18 protein-coding genes and 1 other RNA gene are annotated in these 20,688 nt (G+C 47.3%); 2 read left to right on the forward strand and 17 right to left on the reverse strand.

Annotated features, from left to right (window positions below):
- Positions 1-14: 14 nt before the first annotated feature.
- The 7 genes from FZD51_RS06435 to FZD51_RS06465 form a co-directional block, all read right to left on the reverse strand.
- Positions 15-1,568, reverse strand: coding sequence for a glycine betaine ABC transporter substrate-binding protein (locus FZD51_RS06435; protein WP_148974007.1), 1,554 nt, complete (start codon positions 1,566-1,568; stop codon positions 15-17).
- On the reverse strand, positions 1,561-2,703 hold the full coding sequence (locus FZD51_RS06440) for an ABC transporter ATP-binding protein (protein ID WP_148974008.1): 1,143 nt from the start codon (positions 2,701-2,703) through the stop codon (positions 1,561-1,563). The genes FZD51_RS06435 and FZD51_RS06440 overlap by 8 nt, the downstream gene beginning before the upstream one ends.
- Before the next feature lie 875 nt (positions 2,704-3,578).
- The gene (locus tag FZD51_RS06445; protein WP_148974009.1) at positions 3,579-5,138 is read right to left on the reverse strand and encodes a histidine kinase N-terminal 7TM domain-containing diguanylate cyclase; all 1,560 of its coding nucleotides are present in this window, start codon (positions 5,136-5,138) and stop codon (positions 3,579-3,581) included.
- A gap of 169 nt (positions 5,139-5,307) precedes the next feature.
- A complete protein-coding gene (locus tag FZD51_RS06450; RefSeq protein WP_148974010.1) occupies positions 5,308-5,460 on the reverse strand; it encodes a DUF1540 domain-containing protein in 153 nt (50 codons plus the stop codon).
- 143 nt (positions 5,461-5,603) lie between these two features.
- Positions 5,604-7,121, reverse strand: a complete 1,518-nt coding sequence (gene opuFB / locus FZD51_RS06455; RefSeq protein WP_148974011.1) for an osmoprotectant update ABC transporter permease/substrate-binding subunit OpuFB — start codon at positions 7,119-7,121, stop codon at positions 5,604-5,606.
- On the reverse strand, positions 7,114-8,070 hold the full coding sequence (opuFA, locus tag FZD51_RS06460; protein ID WP_148974012.1) for an osmoprotectant update ABC transporter ATP-binding subunit OpuFA: 957 nt from the start codon (positions 8,068-8,070) through the stop codon (positions 7,114-7,116). The genes opuFB and opuFA overlap by 8 nt, the downstream gene beginning before the upstream one ends.
- 243 nt (positions 8,071-8,313) lie before the next feature.
- Complete coding sequence (locus FZD51_RS06465) at positions 8,314-8,640, reverse strand: thioredoxin family protein (RefSeq protein WP_148974013.1); 327 nt, start codon at positions 8,638-8,640, stop codon at positions 8,314-8,316.
- A 131-nt stretch (positions 8,641-8,771) separates the two neighbouring features.
- On the opposite strand from FZD51_RS06465, the gene FZD51_RS06470 reads away from it, so the two are divergent.
- Entirely contained in the window at positions 8,772-9,311 is a 540-nt protein-coding gene (locus tag FZD51_RS06470; RefSeq protein ID WP_148974256.1) for a flavodoxin family protein, read from the forward strand.
- A 32-nt stretch (positions 9,312-9,343) separates the two neighbouring features.
- On the opposite strand, the gene FZD51_RS06475 is transcribed toward FZD51_RS06470, so the two are convergent.
- From FZD51_RS06475 to secG, 7 genes are all read right to left on the reverse strand, one after another.
- Positions 9,344-10,243, reverse strand: a complete 900-nt coding sequence (locus FZD51_RS06475; protein WP_187445646.1) for a helix-turn-helix domain-containing protein — start codon at positions 10,241-10,243, stop codon at positions 9,344-9,346.
- A gap of 84 nt (positions 10,244-10,327) precedes the next feature.
- Positions 10,328-10,786, reverse strand: a complete 459-nt coding sequence (locus tag FZD51_RS06480; RefSeq protein ID WP_148974015.1) for a DUF2269 domain-containing protein — start codon at positions 10,784-10,786, stop codon at positions 10,328-10,330.
- 282 nt (positions 10,787-11,068) lie between these two features.
- Positions 11,069-11,427: a transfer-messenger RNA gene (ssrA, locus tag FZD51_RS06485) on the reverse strand.
- A 176-nt stretch (positions 11,428-11,603) separates the two neighbouring features.
- A complete protein-coding gene (smpB, locus tag FZD51_RS06490; protein WP_148974016.1) occupies positions 11,604-12,071 on the reverse strand; it encodes an SsrA-binding protein SmpB in 468 nt (155 codons plus the stop codon).
- 115 nt (positions 12,072-12,186) lie between these two features.
- Positions 12,187-14,532 carry a ribonuclease R gene (gene rnr / locus FZD51_RS06495; RefSeq protein ID WP_148974017.1) on the reverse strand — a complete coding sequence of 782 codons (2,346 nt, stop codon included), beginning with the start codon at positions 14,530-14,532 and terminating at the stop codon, positions 12,187-12,189.
- Positions 14,533-14,559: 27 nt separating this feature from the next.
- The gene (locus FZD51_RS06500) at positions 14,560-15,306 is read right to left on the reverse strand and encodes an alpha/beta hydrolase (RefSeq protein ID WP_009793082.1); all 747 of its coding nucleotides are present in this window, start codon (positions 15,304-15,306) and stop codon (positions 14,560-14,562) included.
- A gap of 171 nt (positions 15,307-15,477) precedes the next feature.
- Entirely contained in the window at positions 15,478-15,711 is a 234-nt protein-coding gene (gene secG, locus FZD51_RS06505) for a preprotein translocase subunit SecG (protein WP_009793081.1), read from the reverse strand.
- Between the two features lie 171 nt (positions 15,712-15,882).
- Here secG and FZD51_RS06510 point away from each other — a divergent pair, with 171 nt between their 5' ends.
- Positions 15,883-16,854: a nuclease-related domain-containing protein gene (locus tag FZD51_RS06510; protein ID WP_148974018.1), complete on the forward strand. Its 972-nt coding sequence runs from the start codon at positions 15,883-15,885 to the stop codon at positions 16,852-16,854.
- 209 nt (positions 16,855-17,063) lie between these two features.
- Here the strand turns inward: FZD51_RS06510 and eno are convergent, their stop codons facing one another.
- Genes eno through tpiA form a run of 3 tightly spaced genes read right to left on the reverse strand, consistent with a single transcriptional unit; the run spans position 17,064 to position 20,674 of the window.
- Positions 17,064-18,359, reverse strand: coding sequence for a phosphopyruvate hydratase (eno, locus tag FZD51_RS06515; protein WP_148974019.1), 1,296 nt, complete (start codon positions 18,357-18,359; stop codon positions 17,064-17,066).
- Positions 18,360-18,384: 25 nt separating this feature from the next.
- Positions 18,385-19,920, reverse strand: a complete 1,536-nt coding sequence (gpmI, locus tag FZD51_RS06520; protein ID WP_148974020.1) for a 2,3-bisphosphoglycerate-independent phosphoglycerate mutase — start codon at positions 19,918-19,920, stop codon at positions 18,385-18,387.
- Positions 19,913-20,674, reverse strand: coding sequence for a triose-phosphate isomerase (gene tpiA / locus FZD51_RS06525; protein ID WP_009793077.1), 762 nt, complete (start codon positions 20,672-20,674; stop codon positions 19,913-19,915). The genes gpmI and tpiA overlap by 8 nt, the downstream gene beginning before the upstream one ends.
- Between the last annotated feature and the right edge of the window lie 14 nt (positions 20,675-20,688).

Below are 20,688 nucleotides of genomic sequence, written 5' to 3' on the forward strand. Positions count from 1 at the left end.
TTTCTATTATTTACTTAGTCGATTAGGTTTTTCTGTTTCAGGAAGTCGATTGCTACTTCGCGCGGGTTTTCTTTGTCGAGGTCGACTCTGGCATTCATTTCAGCCATTTCTTCCTCGGAAATCTGGTTGCCGAGCCTGTTGATGACTTCTTCAAGCTCTGGGTATTTTGCCAGTGTTTCCTGGCGGATGATTGGTGCTGCATAGTATGGCGGGAAGAATTGCCTGTCATCTTCAAGCACCTTCAGGCCGAAGCGGACAATCCGCCCGTCTGTGGTAAAAGCAGGGATGGCATCTACTTCCCCCTCCTGTACAGCGGAGTACATCAGGTTTGCATCCAATGTCCGCTTTTCTCTGAAATCGAGATTATACGTCTCAGTGAAAGCTGTAAATCCATCCTCACGCTCGTAAAAATCAGCAGGGCCGCCAAACCGGAGCTCCGAGGACACAGGAGAAAGGTCGGAAATTTTTTCAGCACCATACTCGCTGTCGGTTTCCTGATTGACTGCAAGGGCGTATGTGTTCTGGAATCCTAAAGGCTCCATCCACTCCAGCTGAAATTCTTCGCTGTAGCCTTTCTTTACTTTGTTATATATATCCTCAGGGCTGTCCTCCGGATTATAGGATTCCTTCATGATCGTCAGGAGACCCGTCCCCGTATAATCCACATACATATCAATATCGCCTTTTTGAAGGGCCTGGGTCAGGATCGGGGTATCGCCGAGCCCTTCCTGCACCCTGACATTATAATCTGTCTGATCTTTGATATATTCAGAAAGGATATGAGGGAGGATATACTGCTCTGTCCATCTTTTTCCGCCGAGGACAATGGTATCTTCCTCATTGCCTCCCCTCAGTCCAAAGAATAATGCCAGCGCAGCAATAGGAATGAGGACTAAGGAGAACCTCTTCCAGTTCACCTTTTTGCCTCTGCGCGGGTCGGTGGCAATTTCAATTCTTTTCAGGATCAAATCAATAATAATCGCAAGGACGGCTGCCGGTATCGCACCTGCAAGCACAAGCTCATTGCGGGCAGTGGAAAGGCCCCTGTATATCAAGTCCCCAAGACCGCCTGCCCCAATGAAGGCGGCGAGGGTCGCCACACCGATTGTCAGAACGGCTGCTGTCCTGAGGCCAGCCATAATGATCGGCAATGCAAGGGGAAGCTCAATCATCCTGAGGATCTGGTTGCTCGTCATCCCCATGCCGCGTCCTGCCTCAACGGCAGACTGGTCGACCCCATTGATGCCGGTATATGTATTTCTTAAAAGAGGCAGCAAAGCATACACAGTCAAGGCGATGATCGCCGTTACATTTCCTATCCCGAACAAGGGAAGCAAGAATCCGAACAGCGCAAGGCTCGGAATCGTCTGGAAGATGGATGTAATGCCAATGATCGGCTCAGCCAGCTTCTTCCTCCGCGAAATAAAGATGCCCAAAGGCAGGGATATGGCTGCTGCTATCACAATGGAAACAACCGACAAAAATAAATGCTGCTGAAGGGCTTCCAGAATTTCAGGCCATCTATTTTTAAAAATATCAACAACGAGTACAAAGAAATTATCATTCATTTATAGTGCCCCCTTCAGCCGGTGATGAAATTTTCATCCCCGCCAGGCCTCTCATCATCGTTGACCTTGTGATAAGCCCGGCAAGCTTTCCGCCCTCAAGGACGGGAATGTAAAGGGACCCTTTGGCAAACAGCTCAGCAACCTCATTATAAGGTGCATCAACAAGTACTGACTGATAGTCCGCGCTCATAATATCGCCAATCGTCTTTTCTTCCTCGGCGTAATATTTTTCGACGTCATCAATGGTTGCGATGCCGAGGAGCTCATTCTCGCCATTCACTACAAAAAGTGAGTCAACTTTATATGTCTTCATTGTTTTCAACGCCTGTGCCAGACCTCTGCCGGGACGGGCTGTAATGACCTTCCTGAGCATCAGGTCAGCAGCAGGCTGCCCATTCTCAGCATCATTCAGGCGGTCTTCGCCAATGAAGCCTTTGACAAACTCATTTTTTGGATAACGCAGAATTCTTTCCGGCGTATCGAACTGGATGATTTCGCCGTCTTTTAAAATGGCAATCCGGTCGGCGATTTTAATGGCTTCATCCATATCATGTGTGACAAACACAATGGTTTTTTTGATGGTTTCCTGCAGCTTGACCAGCTCATCCTGCAGCTGCTCACGGCTGATCGGATCCAGTGCGCTGAAAGGCTCGTCCATAAGGATGATGGGCGGTTCTGCCGCCAGGGCGCGGATAACGCCGACACGCTGCTGCTGCCCGCCCGAAAGCTCGCCGGGGAACCTGGTCCTGTACTCTTTTGGATCCAGGCCGACAAGCTCCAGTAATTCGTCCACTTTATCGGAGTATTGCTCCTTTTCCCAGCCTTTCAAACGCGGGACAAGTGTAATATTATCTTCAATGGTCATATGGGGAAGCAGGCCGATCTGCTGGATCACATAGCCGATATCCCTCCGCAGCTTCACAGGATCCCTTTTGGATATATCCTCTCCATTGATAAAAATCTGGCCGCTGGACGGCTCAATAAGCCGGTTGATCATTTTCATGGTTGTCGTCTTTCCGCAGCCGCTCGGCCCGATCAGGGCAACCAGTTCCCCTTCTTCTATATGGAAATCGATATCCTTGAGGGCAACAAAGCCATCCGGATATTTCTTTCCTACATGCTTAAACGTAATCAATAATCAACGCCTCTTTCATTATGTAGTGCTGCTAGGATTAACATGCCCAAAACAGGCAGCTTGAATGAACGCACAGAAAAAAAGCAGACTGTAGCTTCATAAGCAGCCAGGTATAAACTATTGGATTTGCAAAATGGTATTAGACAAGAGTTCTGCCAATGGCAGATGCAGATAAATGCGGGAATTTCAAAGACAGGTAGATCCTGAAAGATTGATTTGCCTTATATGGCGCTGAGGATTTTGGCCATAATATCGCGGGTTCAGCAAATCAATGTGTTGAGCAGGCTTTCGCCGTTCCCAAATACTCAGCAGCATGTGCGGTGGAGACCGCCGGAGCCGCCTGCCCAAAATAGGGCTGATGCAAAAAAATGAAATCCCATGGCAATGATTCTTTGTAGCCTTCCCTCCTTTATACTAGTCCAACTTTTTACCCATCTCTATTTAATTGTAAACATAAATGACACAGTTTTTCAAATTTATTTGCAATACCAACTGTTTTAACTTGATGCGGAATTCAATTTTCAGTGGTTTCTTAGTGAATGAAGCTGCGATTTAACAACACAGCACATTAGCTGCCAGCTTCTATATTGTTTTTTAATCAAACGGACAAGGATTCTACCAAATCCGACTTTAATTTCATCAATTGAGCATATATTCTACCGAATTGGGCAAGGATTCTACCGAATCGGCCAAATATTCTACCGATTGAATATCTGCCTGCTAAACAGCCTAATTCTCACCAGCCATTACCTCATCTGCACGCCACGCCATTTATTTGCCAATTAAACACCATCAGCCAGCTCTTCCATGTTGGATTCCAGCACGTTTACCGCAATTTCAGTCCAACCAAAAAAGGCCGCCATTCAGGCAGCCAGCTAGGATACGGAAACAGGTGATTCACAGCATGTAACTCTGTTTCTGCCTCCATTTTTTGATTGATATAAAGCAGTGTCTGCATTGTGAAGCAGCCGTTCGAGCGTCATTCGCGGGGCTGCTTCTGCCGCCCCAAAGCTCGCTGTCAGTGCTATCGTTCCCTTTTCAGAAGGCAGATGACCCTCTTCGATTCCGGCCCTGATTTCTTCCGCCTTTTCTGCTGCTGCCTCTAAATCGGCACCTGGGAGGCAAATGACAAATTCCTCGCCTCCATAGCGGGCAAAAATCGAATCCCCGCCCAGCAGGCTTCCGCTGACACGCGCTATATGCCGAAGCGCTTCATCGCCCTGCAGGTGACCATACTGATCATTGATATTCTTAAAATAATCGACATCAAATAAAATGACTGACATGGTTCCCCCGGCAGCTTCCGCTTCCTGAAGAAGCCTGCCGCTCTGCTCAATGAAGTATGTCCGGTTATAAATGCCTGTCAGCCCATCTTTAAAAGCAAGCTCCTCCAGTTTCTGCCTCAGCTGTACTTCCCGTGTGATATTGCTGAGGATCACCGTAGTACCGGCCAATTCCCCGCTGCTTTTTTTTATCGGGAAAGAATGAATCTGGATATATGTTTCTGCCTCGCTCTCAAATTTATGGATGCCGGAATAGCTGCCGCCATCAGCCCCGGTTCCTGAATATGCTGCAGCCGGCTGGAGAACCTCCTTCATATTTTCACCGATTAGGGTGGAATCCAGCCCTGGCAGCATTTCCTTTGCGGCCGGGTTATAGTCCACAAGTCCATCATCCTGGGCAAAAACGAGAACACCATCCCTCATGCTTTCAAAGACCCGTTCCTTTGCGATGGGCGCGGCTGTCAGCCTGTCCATAAAAAAGGCACGCAAATATAAAAAGGATGTCAGGCACATCACCATCGGAACAGGATCCATACCGTAAGGGGAATATCCCATTAAATAAAGGAAAGAGGCTGCCATGGGGATTGTCAGTCCCGCGAACATGGTCATCAGCTGCCTTCTGTAGGCGAATCCTGCCCTCTTCCAAAACCATACAACCATGCAAGCCCCTGCAAAAAGGCTGCCGAAGGTAAAGCTGCCATGAATCACATACCAAAAGCCAACATCCATATCTACAAGCAGGTATGACCCCTCCCGGTGAATATGATATCCGGTGTAAAAAAGAGCATGCCAATCATTTGTCAGCACCATTACCATGCTGATGAAAGGAATGGTGTAAAACAGAATAAGATTGAGGGTGGTCAAATATCTGTCCAAACCTGTGAATCTCATGACCATGACTAATGTGATAGGGGAAATGAAGGGGAGGCCCGCATATTGAAAGGCGATCCAGAACTTGATTTCTGCCAGCGAATCAGCTGTCAGTTCAAAAGCATGCCCGAATATGTAGATGGCCGAGGTAACCGCTATCCAGACAAAGGTTTTGCCGGCAGAAAAGGTTTTTCTTTTAGCAAAGGCATACATGCCCAAAATGCTTGTGAGGACTCCGGATACAGAGATCAGAACGATATAGCTGAAAATATCTGAGTTCATTATATTCACCAGGTTAATTTTTTGCTTTAATGGTACCACACCCCTGCAGGAAAAAGAATACAAACCGGAAAATGGCCATTTCTATTTTTATCCATAAAGAAGCCTGCCTGGACTTTTGTCCGGCAGGCCGTTATGTAGCGGCAGCCATCATCCAAGGCTGCCATAGTGCTTATTGAGGCTCAAAAGTTTTACAGTCGGTTTCTTCATTGGTGCTCGCTTTCTTTCCAGTGACCGCCCCGACAAAAATTTCGTCCGCCCCGCATTTCCTGCCGTTGCGGTTAAACTTGCAATTGACTACTTCACATAATACATCCTGTGCCACTCTAACCACCTCCTGTGAGATTTGTAAAGTGAGACTAGTGTTTCTGATTAAGTAGCACTTAATAGTCTATTCCCGTATACAGGCATTTTAAACGCTTTTAAACGGAACCCGCGGGGCTGACGGTCACCTGATTCAGTATACCGCTACTCTATAAGCCCTTCATTTTTCAGGAATTCCCTGGCTGTATCTTCAGCACTCATTCCATCAACATTGACTTTATAGTTCATTTCCCGCATCTGGTCGTCTGTGATTTTTCCTGCCAGTTTGTTCAAAGCATCCGCGATTTCCGGATGATCTTCAAGCGTCTCTTTCTTTAAAAGAGGAGCCCCCTGGTAAGGCGGGAACAGATTTTTATCATCTTCAAGCACCGTCAGGTTATAGGCTTCCAGCTCACTGTCCGTCGAATAGGCATCCACCATATTGATATCGCCTGTTTCAACGGCACTATAGCGGAGCTTAGGTTCCATCGTTTTCACATCGGGAAACTCTATCCCGTAAAGCTTTTGAATACCCCGGTAGCCATCTTCCCTGTCGGAAAACTCCAGCGTAAAGCCCGGGCTGATATTCTGCTGAACCGCTTTTACATCTGAAATCGTTTCAAGTCCATATTGTGCTGCCAGCTCTTCCGGTACAGCCAGTGCATATGTATTGTTATAATCCATCGGCTCCAGCATCTCCAGTTCAAACTCTTCTGACATGCCGTCCCTTGCCTGCTCATACACTTCCTGCCTGTCCGTGCTCACTGCCGTTTCTTTTAAAAATTCCGAAATGGCTGTTCCTGTGAACTCAGGGTATATATCAATATCACCTGAACGGAGCGCATTGAACACAAAAGAAGTCTTGCCAAGCCCTGGCTGCAATTCAACGCTCATATCCGTTTCCTCTTCAATGAGGAGTTTGTACATATTGATCAGGATCTCCGGTTCAGAGCCAAGCTTTCCGGCAATCACGAGATCTTTTTCTCCTTTGCCTGAAACAAACGGCAGAACCATGATGACAATGGCTGCAAGGGCGATCGCCCCCAGCGGGATCAGGGATTTTTTGAATGAAATCTTTTCGAACCTTTTCAGCAGCAGGTCAAATAATATGGCCAGCAGCGCTGCCGGGATCGCTCCCAGTACAATGAGGGATGTATTGTTCCGGTCAATCCCGAGAAGGATGATATCCCCAAGGCCTCCTGCACCTATCAAAGCTGCGAGAGTTGCTGTCCCGACGATCAGGACCATTGCCGTCCTGATCCCTGCCATGATCACTGGCATGGATAGAGGCAATTCTACTTTAACAAGCCGTTTCCAGCTGTTCATCCCCATGGCCCTTGCCGCTTCAATAAGCGAAGGCTCCACTTCTTTTATGCCTGTGTACGTATTCCTCAGGATCGGCAGAAGTGCATAGACGATCAGCGCGATGCTTGCAGGCACTTTCCCGATCCCGAACAGCGGGATAAGGAGCCCAAGCAAGGCGAGGGAAGGAATGGTCTGCAGCACCGCTGTGACGCCGATGACTGCCTCAGCTGCTCTTTTATGCCGCGTCAGATAAATTCCGAGCGGGATTGAAATCAGGACAGCGAAGAAAAGCGCAATAAATGAGATTTGTATATGTTCAATGAGTGCGCTGAAAAGCTCTGATTGCCTCTCTTTAAAAACACCGGCCAAATCATTCATTTAGAGCCCCCCTTTCCCCTAAGCTTCCTGCCACATGCCTGATGGCTTCCCTGCGGCTGATTGAACCGACGATGGTCCCATCTTTTTCAACAGGTATCTCTTCCCTGTCAGTCAGCAGTTCCAGCACTTCCTTTAAACTGGCCGAAGCTGCGACCGCTTCAGCAGAAACACTTTCGGCATATCCGGCTTTCATCATTTTTTCAGCTGTAATCTCGCGGCTAGATCCAGCCTGCGCACCGACAAATTCACGCACAAAGTCATCTGCCGGATTTGCAATGATCTCCTCAGGCGAAGCCAGCTGCACAATCTTCCCTTCCTTCATGACGCAAATTCTGTCTCCCAGTTTAAGAGCTTCCTGCATATCATGCGTCACAAACACGATCGTCTTCTTAATATTGCGCTGCAGATCGAGAAGATCATCCTGCAGCTTTTCCCTGCTTAAAGGGTCAAGTGCACTGAAGGGCTCGTCCATCAGAATGATTTCAGGGTCGGCTGCAAGGGCACGGATAACACCGATCCTCTGCTGCTGCCCGCCGGAAAGCTCGCTCGGCTTCCTCGTCAAATATACCTCCGGCTCGAGCCCGACCATAGTCAGCAGCTCTGCCGCCCGCTTGCGGATCTTCTCCCGCTCCCATTTCTTCAATTCCGGGACGATGGCGATATTTTCCTCAATCGTCATATGCGGAAAGAGCGCGATTGACTGCAGCACATAGCCGATGCTCCATCGTAATTCATGGATATCATACTCACTGATCCTTTTCCCCTCTATCCTGATCGTTCCCTTCGTGAGATCGATCAGCCGGTTGATCATCTTGAGCGTCGTTGTCTTCCCGCATCCGCTCGGCCCGATCAGCACGAAGAATTCCCCTTTCTTTATGGTAAAATCCAGGGACTCTACCGCCTTCGTTCCGCCCGGGTACTCTTTTGTCACACCCTCAAACTCTATCATGGCTTCTCTCCTTTTCATCGGTCCTGCTTACTCTTTATGTATAAACACCCTTTATATTATTGCCTTTTTTGAGCTGTCTGCGGCTCCTGTGTCCAGGAAAATTTAACCACCTCAATCCATTAACTCTATTACCTACCCTGCTGCCCATTTTTCCAAACATAGCATTTTTCACTGCCAGCTTCAATTCTCAGTTCTCTTACAAAAAGTAAAAAAGCCAGGAGCAGTCTCCCGGCCTTTATTTGTTTATTTTCTATAATACTCGCCAAGGTATTCTGATACCTGCTCCGGTGTCTTTGCATTGGCGCTGTGAAGATGCCCAAGCTTTTCATTGTTCTTGAACACCAGCAGGCTCGGAATGCCCATCACATTATATTCAGCAGCCAAATCAGGCAGTTCGTCTTTGTTCAGCTCGTATAAAGGAAACTCCTGAAATTCCTCCAGCACGCTCGGCATGAACATATCCATCCGTTTGCAGTCCGGGCACCAGCCAGCAAAGAACTTCACTGTCACTGTTTCACCGCTGCAGATTATTTCTCTGAATTCTTTTTCTGTTTTGATCATATTTGCCATTCTCATCATCCTCCTGCCCTCATTATATACAAAACGGTTCTGCTTATCCTCAAACTTGCTTTCCTTCAAAAACTGCGTATTTCCGTGTTACACTTAAGCATAAAAGAACACAAGTGAAGGAGCATGTGATGATGAAAACTTTATGCTTGCTGGGAAGCACCCGCAAAAATGGCAATTCAGAATATCTGGCAGGAAAAATCCTTGAAGGAACAGACCATACTGTTGTTCACCTGGCTGATAAGCATATTGAAGCCATCCACGACCAGCGCCATGCTGAAGGCGGGTTTGATCCGATCCACGATGACTATGACCAATTGATCGAGCTGATCTTCAGCCATGATGTCATCCTGTTTGCCACTCCTCTGTACTGGTACGGTATGAGCGGCCCGATGAAGAATTTTTTTGACAGATGGTCGCAGTATCTTCGCGACGAGCGCTTCAATTTAAAAGAAGAGCTCGCCAGGAAAAAAGCCTATGTAGCCGTAACAGGCGGCACAAGCGCAAAAATTAAGGGACTGCCGCTCATCCAGCAATTTGAATACATATTTGAATTTGTCGGCATGGAATTCGCCGACTATATCATCGGCACAGGCGTCAAGCCAGGCGAGGTGAAGGAAGACCGGATTGCGCTGGCTAAGGCAGAGGCTTGGAATAAGGGATTGCGATCATAATAGAAAGGACCTGCCGGGCAGGTCCTTTTCTGCTAAGATTTTTTCATTGACTTTTTAATATTCTCGATCTTGCCTTCAATGAACGAAACAAATCTATCATCCTTCTGCGCTTTAAAAATGCTAATCGTTATATCATAGTGCTCAATCGCCTGATTGTATTTTTTCAAACCTTCATAGCTTATGCTCAGATAATAATAGAGCTCCCCTAAATAGTCCAGCAGATTTGCCTTCACGCACCAGTCGATGCCTTTATAGCAGCAATCTATTGCCTCTTTATATTGTTGAAGGGCCCATAAACTTCTTGCTTGATTATACAGTACTTTAGTTTTCAGATCCTTATTCTGCAGCTGCGGCAGCTCTTTAATAACCTGAGACGCTTTTTTCAGCAAATCATAGCAAGGCTGGAATTCTTTAATATCATAATGGAAAATGCCCATGCTGATATAAATCTCAAGCTCGGATTCCGTCCAGATCGAAGCGTTTTTATGGGTAAGATCAATCGCTTCCTGCAGTATTGAAATACTTCTCTCAAAATCTTTTTCCAAGTAAAAGGTGTAGATTCCTTTATTCCATAACAAGATTTGGTGATATTCAGGATTCTCCAGAATCCTAGGATTCTTTTCCTCAACTTTAACAATATCCCGGACCTGGTCATACTCCAGCTTTTTCCGGGCATTATACAGCTGTGTCATTACTTCTTCAACATACTCATTACTGGCAATGCCGTTCATGCCGAAAAAATAGGAGATATCCACTCCAAGCCTTCGGGCGATAAGATAAAGAGTGGAAGAAAGCGGGATAATATCCCCCCGCTCAATCTTGCTGATCTGCGCCTGTGTGCAGATGCCTTCTGACAGTTCACTCTGCTTGAGACCTCTGGAAACTCTTAAATCTTTTATTTTTTTCCCAAGATTGCTGCCAAAAATATTCAAACTATCACGTCCTGGATTATCTTTTATTGTAGAATAGCAATAAATCCAGCAAAATAGAAATGATTTATCCGCGGGCAGCTCAAATTAAAATGGCTTCATCACCATAAGAACAATCAAAACAACTGCTGCAAAGTGTGTATATAGGGTGAATGGCTGCTGTTCTTTATTTATGCGGTGGTAAGAGTCAGGCAGGGTTTCGTCCTTGCCTTCATGATTAGCAAGAAGCTCCTGCTGTGCTCTGACTTTCTTCGGCAGGACTGCCGCTACAATAGGCTGGACCGAAATAAAGATAATAATAGAAATGATATACCAGACTTCTTTAAATAGTGCTGGATTCAAAGCGCCAAAAATCAAACCGGTAATTAATAGAGTAATGCTTCCATACTTTGCAAGTTTCTCTACCCTCTCATTGATCAAGATGCAAAGCCTGGCCTGTGAGACTGTTTTTGGCGCTTTGGAGATGATGGGCTGTGCAAAAGCAGCGCCCAGGCCGCATACCGCAGCAATGATATGCACTGTAAGCAGGATGGAATATAAAGTCAAAGATAAGTTCCCCTTTCAAACTGTTTTTTTATACCTCTTTTGTATAATAATATATTTTTGTTAAAATATGATTATTTTTTACTAATTCAATGGATAATTTTTCTATATTATTGGGTAATATACATGAATGGCCATTATTTTAAGGGCTTTATAAAAAAATTGGCATGTGTTTTGTTATGAGAAGAAGGTATGGAGGGTTTTTTAAGCAAATAAAAAAGCCTGGATCCTCCATCAGGAAAATCCAGGCTTCGTAATTTAAGATTTAATCCACCAAAGTATGTATGGTGGAGACGGTGGGAGTCGAACCCACGTCCAGAAACATCGCCACTTAAGCTTCTACGAGTGTAGTCAGCATATTTGCGTTTCGCTGCATCTTATGCCTGCTGACAGGCGTCCGTGCAGCTAGTCTGGTTATTCTCTTCCTTCATCCTCAGACGGTGGAATCCGGCGTAGTCCACTTAGAGTGAGTCCCTTACCCTACCACATGGACGATGGAGGGAGGAACCGCTTAGCGCTATTAGGCAGCTAGAGCGAAGTTGTTTTGTTGTTTGCCAGTTATAGGCGTTGACGTTTTAACGAGGCCGATCCCCTCGACTCGCAACCTAAGCTCGAACTATCCCTGTCGAATCCGTAACGTCCCCATATTGGGCAAATGAGCCTAAGCTTCATTTCCGCTGAGAGCCGGTGCGAATCTTATTCTGCCACTCGGTTTGACGCCGGGAGTGCTCGAAATAGAAGAGCGTAAGTCAGTCAGCATCGCTGCTACAATACTTATTATATCATATACAGCATGGATATCAATTGTTAAGTCTTGGCTTTACATTTTCTGCCTTTCACGGAATGCCCGCTCGATATCGCGGCCTGCTTCTTTCTTTTTCAAGGTTTCGCGTTTATCATAATTCTTTTTACCCTTAGCAAGTCCGATCAAAACTTTCGCAAAGCCATTTTTTAAATACATCTTCAGCGGTACGATAGAGTATCCTGCTTCCTTTGTGTCGCCGATCAGCTTGCTGATTTCTTTATTATGAAGCAGCAGCTTCCTGGTTCTGAGCGGATCATGGTTGTACCGGTTTCCCTGCTCATAAGGGCTGACATGCATGTTGATGAGGAATATCTCGCCATTGATGATTCTGGCATAAGAATCCTTCAGCTGCACCCTGCCTGCGCGGATGGCCTTTATTTCTGTCCCCTGCAGGACGATGCCCGCTTCATATGTTTCTTCAATGAAATAGTCGTGATTCGCTTTTTTATTCTGGGCGATAACCTTGCCCGTTCCCTTTGGCATATGAACTTCCCCCTCAATCTCTTACAATGATTTTAACAAAAATCTCTCCCTGCAACAATCGTGACCTTATATCGGAAAGGAGAGCCACTTGGATGGCTCTCCGGTTTCCAGCTTTTTAGCGTTTCTTTTTCTTCCGCTTGGCTTTGGGCGCATTTTCAAAGTGCTTTTTCTCTTTTCGGCCGGGGCCGCCGCCGCTTTTGCCTTTTGAGCTGCCGCCGCGTCCTTTCGGGCCTTCGCCGTCTTTGCCTCTGCGCGGTTTCTTTTCTGTGCTGCCTGTCTTGAACACTCGCGGCGCATCCCGGTCATCGCGCTTCCGTGGGCCTTTCATGCCGACGATTTCAAAATCTATGGAGCGCTCATCTTTGTTGACATTGATGACGCGTACTGTAATTTCGTCGCCAATCCGGAACACATTGCCGGTTTTCTCGCCGATCATCGCGAAATGGCGCTCATCATAGCGGTAATAATCATCCGTCATATAGCTGACATGGATCAGACCTTCTATCGTGTTCGGCAATTCGACGAACATGCCGAAGTTTGTAACCGAACTGATGATTCCATCATATTCTTCACCAATTTTATCAGCCATATATTCTGCTTTTTTAAGCTCATCTGTTTCCCTTTCAGCTTCGACCGCGCGGCGCTCCATATTGGAGGAATGATCGGCAATATCAGGAAGCCTTGAATTCATCCTCTCCCTTGTCGCCTGGCTTAAATCGCCTTCAATCAGATAGGTGCGGATGAGCCTGTGGACAACCAAGTCCGGATAACGGCGGATCGGTGAAGTGAAATGGGTGTAGAACTCAGTCGACAGCCCGAAGTGGCCGAGGCTCTCAGGATTATATTTCGCCTGCTGCATCGAACGCAGCATGACGGTGGAAATCACCATTTCCTCAGGCGTTCCCTGCACCTCTTCAATGATTTCCTGGAGGGCGCGCGGATGCACGGAGTTTGCCGTGCCTTTTACAATGTAACCGAAGTTTGTAATAAACTCGAAGAACCTTCTCAGCTTATCTTCCTTCGGATCTTCGTGGATACGGTAGATGAACGGCACATCCATCCAATGAAAATGCTCGGCGACCGTTTCATTTGCCGCAAGCATGAATTCCTCGATGAGGCGCTCTGCCACAGAGCGCTCGCGGAGGACGACATCGCTCGGCTTTCCTTCTTCATCGACAAGAACCTTCGACTCTTTAAAATCAAAGTCGATGGCACCGCGGCCCATCCGTTTCTTGCGGAGCACTGATGCCAGCTCTTCCATAAGCTGGAACATTGGCACAAGCGGCTCATAGCGCTTCATCAGCTCTTCGTCTTTATCGGTCAAGATCTTATTAACATCATGGTAGGTCATGCGCTCTGTCGTTTTAATGACACTTTGGAAAATTTCATGATTGACAACTTCGCCGGAGCTGTCCATTTCCATTTCACAGGAAAGGGTCAGGCGGTCAACCTGCGGATTAAGAGAACAGATCCCATTGGATAATCTGTGCGGGATCATCGGGATGACCCGGTCCACCAGGTACACACTTGTCGCACGTTCTTCTGCTTCCTGATCAATCGGCGTATTCTCGCGCACATAATACGTCACATCGGCAATATGTACTCCGAGCTTATAGTTCCCGTTTTCAAGCTTCGTAACAGTTACCGCATCATCCAGGTCCTTCGCATCAGCGCCATCAATCGTGACGATTGTCTGATCGCGCAGGTCGCGCCGGTTCTTGATTTCACTTTCATCAATGCTGTCAGGGGTATCATTCGCCTGCTCCAGCACTTCTTTCGGAAATTCCATCGGCAGACCATGTTTGTGGATGACAGACAGGATATCGACGCCAGGATCATTTTTATGGCCCAGGATCTCAAGGACTTCTCCTTCAGCGCTCTTGCGCCCTTCCGGATACGTCGTCAGCTTGACAACGACCTTATGCCCTTCTATCGCCCCTTTAGAGGCTGATTTCGGGATAAAAATATCGCTGGCGAACTTTTTGTCATCAGGGAGCACAAAACCGAAGTTTTTACTTTCAACATATGTGCCGACGATCTGCTGGACGCCTCGTTCGAGAATGCGGACGACCGTCCCTTCACGCCTCTGGCCGGAAGATTCAGAAGAAACCCTTGCAAGGACAATATCGCCATGCATAGCATTATTCGTCTCATTCGGCGGTATAAAGATATCATCAAGGCCAGGCTCTTCAGGAATGACAAAAGCAAAGCCTTTCGCATGGCCGGACAGCTTGCCTTTGATCAGGTTCATCCTGTCCGGCAGGCCGTAGCGGTTGCTCCGTGTCCGGACAACAAGGCCTTTCTGCTCCATGACCACAAGGGCCTTCACAAAGTCTTTAAAATCGGAAGAATCCTCAATTCCGAATGCCTCCTCCATCTCCTGGACGGTCAGAGGCTTGTATGCTTCATCTTTCATAAAGTGGAGAAGTTTATCCACGATTTGCTTAATATTATTTTCCATCTATGCTATCCCTCCTAAATAAAGGATTTAAACAGTCCAATCCAGCGATTCCAGGAACTGATATACATCCTCATGCAGCTGATCCTTTTCCTTGTCCAATGTGATGACATGACCGGACTCTTCATACCATTTCAGCTTTTTATTATCATTCTCCACTTCGCTGAAGATGATGTTCGCGCTGTCGGTATTGATCATGGCATCATGGCGGGCCTGCGCCACAAAGGTTGGGGAATAGATCATATCCACATGATTCCTCACATCGGCGATCAGCTCCTGCAGCGCTTTGAGTGTCTCCATCGGAGTTTTCCTGAATTCAGCCATTTCCTGTTCAATCTGCTCAGGGGATTTGCCTTCAAGCCTCTTATACTCGCTGGCATAGTGAAGGATGCCCTGATACATGACTTCCTCGCTCTTAATATACATTGGTGCACACATTGGAACGATACCCTTTATAGGAACAGTGTAACCTAATTTCAAGGAAAATACCCCGCCCAGCGAAAGCCCGGCAACCGCAATCTCTTCATAGCCCTGTCCCTTCAGCAGCTCATAGCCTTCCATAACGTCCTTCCACCAGTCCTCAGGCCCGGTATGGACCAGCTCTTCAGGCGGCACCCCGTGGCCCTTATACTGTGGCGCATGGCAGGTATACCCCTTGGTCTGCAAGAACCGTCCAAGCATCCTGACATCCGCAGTATTGCCTGTAAAGCCGTGCAAAAGCAGGACAGCCCTTTTTCCGCCTTCAAAGGTAAATGGTTTCGGTGCAACAATCTTCATTTTGAAAACTCCTTTTGCTATGTAAATGATTTCTTTGTTAACTTCGCTTCCTTATTTTTAGCAAAGCCGCGCCCAACAATCCACTAAAACGGCTTATCGGCAGCTGCAGGAAAAATATTCCGTTTAGCGGCAAATAAAAAACCTGACCTTCTGGGCCAGGCAGCAGCTTTATTATTTTACAAAATAAGCGACAGCAATTGTTAAAACAAAAAACAGTACAGATAACACAATCGTCACACGGTGGAGTATAAGATCAAGCCCGCGCGCCTTTTGCTTGCCGAAAAGCTGCTCGGCACCACCTGAAATCGCGCCGGAAAGACCCGCACTTTTTCCTGATTGAAGAAGTACAACAACTATAAGAGCAACTGAAACAATAATCAACAGCGTAATTAATAATGTGTACATGAAGTCCACCTCCTGAAACGTACAATCACATTATTCTTAATTTATCATATTTTGGCGGATTGGACAATAGCAATGTTGGGTGGCGATGGGGGATTTAGTTAGCAGCGAAGAAGGGGGACGGGGCTTAGGGGGCGAAATAAATAGATAAGACATTTTTATAAGGAGGAAGATATGATTGTTAAAGAATTAAGAGTGCCAGAGCGGATATTAGCCCTGGAAGCTCTGCTGCGCCGGCTGGAGGAAGGGAGTCCTGACTGGCACCGTGTTAAGGAAGATCTCGCGAAACGCTGGGCGGGCTACTATGGTGAGTTATCCCTTGATTATTATTTATTGATGCTGCCGGAAAAAGAAGAATATCTGGTACTGCATGATTTGCGGCTCGGCCTGTCAGGCAGCTTTTTTCAGATTGATCTACTTGTGCTGCATGCTCATTTTGCATTAATCCTGGAGGTTAAAAACATACTTGGCACCCTTGTATTCGATAAGCAATTCAGCCAGATGATTCGCACCCAGGATGAAAAAGAAGAAGGCTTCCCCGACCCGATCGCTCAGGCAGAACATCATAAAAAACAGCTGGCCCGCTGGTTTGAGGAACGCAGCATCCCTCTCCCCGTTGAAGCCCTCGTTGTTATCAGCAAACCCTCCACTGTCCTCAAAGCAAACTCTCCGGCCATCAGCCGCATGGTCATCCACAGCCACCGCCTTCTTGGGAAGGTGGAAGAACTGAGCGGGCGATATCAGCAATCGCTCATGGAATCGAGAGACCTGAGAAAAACCTCTAGATTGTTGATTAAACACCATACACCTGAAGAAATTGATATATTGTCCAGGATGAGAGTCAGCCGGGAGAATGTGAAGATGGGTGTCCATTGCGGCGGCTGCGGCCATATTCCTGCTATAAGAGTATATGGGACGTGGCTGTGCCCAAAATGCGGTTATAAAGACAAGTCTGCACATATCGCGGCCTTGAAGGATTACTTCCTTTTGTTTGGGAAGGAGATTACGAATGGGGAGTTTCGGGAGTTTGCGGGTGTGGAATCCGTCCATACAGCTTCAAATATTCTCTCAAAATCAAATTTAGTGGTCTCAGGCAGAGGAAAAGGGCGCAAATATAGTGCACCTGCAGATTGGAAGAATGGGTAAAAAGCATTTATTAGCAACTTTTCAAATTTATTAGCAACTTTTTCATTTTATTAGCAACTTTCAGGATATATTAGCAACTTTTGAGTTTTATTAGCAACTCCACCTGAATGGGACCTCTAAACTCCAACCCGGCCCCATGCATCACCCAGCAAAACCCCAAAACCAAAAAAAACACCAGCCCCCAAGGCTGGTGTCTCCCCCAAAAAGAATTACTTCTTCAGGTTATAAAAAGATTTCAAACCATCGTACACAGCGAGATCGCCAAGCTCATCTTCGATGCGAAGAAGCTGGTTGTATTTCGCGATGCGGTCTGTACGGCTCATAGAACCGGTTTTTATTTGGCCAGCGTTTGTTGCAACAGCGATGTCAGCGATTGTGGCATCTTCTGTTTCACCTGAACGGTGGGATACAACGGCAGTGTAGCCTGCGCGCTTAGCCATTTCGATTGCTTCGAAAGTTTCAGTCAGTGTACCGATCTGGTTCACTTTGATCAGGATGGAGTTGCCTACGCCCTGCTCGATGCCTTGTGCAAGCTTCTTCGTGTTTGTTACGAAAAGGTCATCTCCTACAAGCTGAACTTTTCCGCCGATGCGGTCAGTCAGAAGCTTGTGGCCCTCCCAGTCGTTTTCATCCAGTCCGTCTTCGATTGAAAGGATTGGGAATTCGTTTACCAGCTCTTCGTAGAAGTTAACCATATCTTCTGAAGATAAGCCAGTGCGGCCTTCGCCTGCAAGATCGTATTTGCCTGTTTCTTTGTTGTAGAATTCAGAAGAAGCAACGTCCATGCCAAGAAGGATGTCTTTGCCTGGCTCATAGCCGGCGCTCTTGATTGCTTCGATGATTACTTCAAGTGCTTCGCGGTTGGAACCAAGGTTTGGAGCGAATCCGCCTTCGTCTCCGACAGCTGTGTTAAGGCCTTTTCCTGAAAGTACTTTCTTAAGCGCGTGGAATATTTCAGCACCCATGCGGATCGCTTCCTTGAAAGTAGGAGCTCCTACAGGAAGGATCATGAATTCCTGGAAGTCAACGTTGTTGTCAGCATGTGATCCGCCGTTGATGATGTTCATCATTGGAGTCGGAAGCTGCTTCGCGTTGAATCCGCCAAGGTAGCGGTATAGTGGCAGGCCTACAGATTCAGCTGCAGCGTGCGCACAAGCCATGGATACGCCAAGGATTGCGTTAGCGCCCAATTTGCCTTTGTTTTCAGTACCGTCAAGCTCGATCATCGTGCGGTCGATTCCGACCTGGTCTGTTACATCCATGCCGATGATTGCTTCAGAGATCAGGTTGTTTACGTTGTCCACTGCGTTTTGAACACCTTTTCCAAGGTAGCGGGACTTGTCGCCGTCGCGAAGCTCAACTGCTTCGTGCTCGCCTGTTGATGCTCCTGAAGGAACGATTGCTCTTCCGAAGAATCCTGATTCTGTTAATACTTCTACTTCTACTGTTGGGTTACCGCGGGAATCTAATACTTCGCGGGCATATACGTGCTGGATAAATGGCATAGTAAAATCTCTCCTTAAAATTGAGTTATTTTTTTAAAATCGTTGTACCGGTCATTTCTACCGGCTTGTCAACTCCGAGCAGGTCAAGCATGGTTGGGGCAAGGTCAGCAAGGATTCCGTCCTCGCGCAGCTCATCCCCTTCTTTTGTTACGATGACAGGCACCGGATTAGTGGTGTGTGCTGTCATTGGATTGCCTTCAAGAGTGACAACTTCGTCAGCATTTCCGTGGTCAGCTGTGATGATGGCATGACCGCCTTTTTGAATGATCAGGTCAACAATGCGGCCAAGGCATTCATCCACAGTTTCGATTGCTTTCACTGTCGGCTCGAGCATTCCGGAGTGCCCGACCATATCAGGATTGGCAAAGTTCAGGATGATAGCATCAAAGTTATCGGCTTCTATTTCCTTCAAGAGGGCATCTGTCACTTCATATGCACTCATTTCAGGCTGAAGATCATAAGTTGCCACTTTTGGCGAATTGATCAGGATCCGTTCTTCGCCCGGGAATTTCTCTTCACGCCCGCCGCTCATAAAGAATGTTACGTGCGGGTATTTCTCAGTTTCAGCGATGCGCAGCTGTTTAAGATCGTTCTGGGCCAAAACCTCGCCGATCGTGTTGTCCAGGTTATTAGGCTTGAACGCTACATAGCCGTCAACAGTTTCACTGAAGTGGGTGAAGCAGACAAAGTGCAGATTCTGCGGGTGCCCAGGGCCCCTGTCAAAGGATCTGAAATCTTTGTTTGTGAATGTATTGGAAATCTGGATCGCACGGTCAGGGCGGAAGTTGTAGAAAATGACTGAGTCATTGTCTTCAATCGTTGCCACCGGCTCACCATTTTCCTTTGTGATGACGGACGGAATGACGAACTCGTCAAAAATTCCGTTTTTGTAGTTGTCCTCGACAAGATCAAGCGGATCGGAATAAGATGGTCCATCTCCGTACACCATCGCACGGTAGGATTTCTCCACACGGTCCCAGCGCTTGTCGCGGTCCATGGAATAGTAGCGCCCTGAGATGGTCGCAAATTCGCCTACTCCATATTCCTTCATTTTTTCCTGTGCTTCTTTGATATATTTCTCGGCTGTCTTCGGACCGACGTCTCGGCCGTCAAGGAAACCGTGGATATATACCTTTTTCAATCCCTCATCAGCAGCAAGCTTCAGCAGGGCGTACAGGTGATGGATATGGCTGTGGACACCGCCGTCAGACAATAGGCCAAACAGATGGAGAGCTTTATCGTTCTCCTTCGCATGGTTAATTGCGTCTAAAAAGGTTTGATTCTTTTCAAACTCGCCTTCACGGATGGCCACGTTCACCCTTGTCAGGCTCTGGTAGACGATCCTTCCGGCACCGATATTCAGGTGTCCTACTTCCGAGTTCCCCATCTGCCCTTCAGGAAGGCCGACTGCTTCTCCGCTTGCCTGCAGGGTAGAGTGGGGATATTTGTTCCAATAACGCTCAAAGTTCGGTTTGTTCGCTTGAGCAACTGCGTTTCCCATCCGTTCACCGCGCAGGGCGAATCCGTCCAGGATAATCAGTGCTACTGGGGATTTACTCATTCTTGCCTGCCTCCAGTAATTGAAGGAATGAGTTCGGCTCAAGGCTCGCCCCTCCGACCAGTGCACCATCGATATCAGGCTGGGCCATGTATTCTTTGATGTTTTCCGGCTTAACGCTTCCGCCGTACTGGATGCGGACTGCCTCAGCTGCCGCAGTTGAGAACTCCTCGCCTACCACCTGGCGGATATGGGCGCAAACTTCATTTGCATCCGCAGAAGTGGAAGATTTGCCTGTCCCGATTGCCCAGATAGGCTCATAAGCGATAACAGTCTGCTTTACCTGGTCTTCTGTCAGGCCGGCAAGGGCTTTTTTCACCTGGCTGCCGACGATTTCAGTTGTCTCGCCGTTTTCGCGCTGTTCGAGCGATTCGCCGACACAAACAATCGGTGTCAGGTTGTAGTTGAACGCAGCCAAAGTCTTTTTGTTAACAGCTTCGTCTGTTTCGTTGAACATTTCACGGCGCTCTGAGTGGCCAAGCACTACATAAGATACACCGATGTCCTGAAGGGCTTTCGGGCTGATTTCGCCTGTGAAAGCACCGCTTTCTTCAAAGTGCATATTTTGGGCGCCGATTGCAACGTCATGGCCTTCTGCACTTTCTACAAGTCGCTCTAAGAATAAAGCTGGAGCACAAACGACTGTATCAACATCTTCCTTTGAAGGTACAAGGCCGTTGATTTCCTCTAAGAAGCTTTTCGCTTCAGGCAGGGTTTTATGCATTTTCCAGTTGCCTGCAATAATTGATTTACGCATTCCGGCACATCCTT

The sequence above is a fragment of the Bacillus infantis genome, from assembly GCF_008180445.1.
In the GTDB taxonomy this organism is placed as follows: domain Bacteria; phylum Bacillota; class Bacilli; order Bacillales; family Cytobacillaceae; genus Bacillus_AB; species Bacillus_AB infantis_B.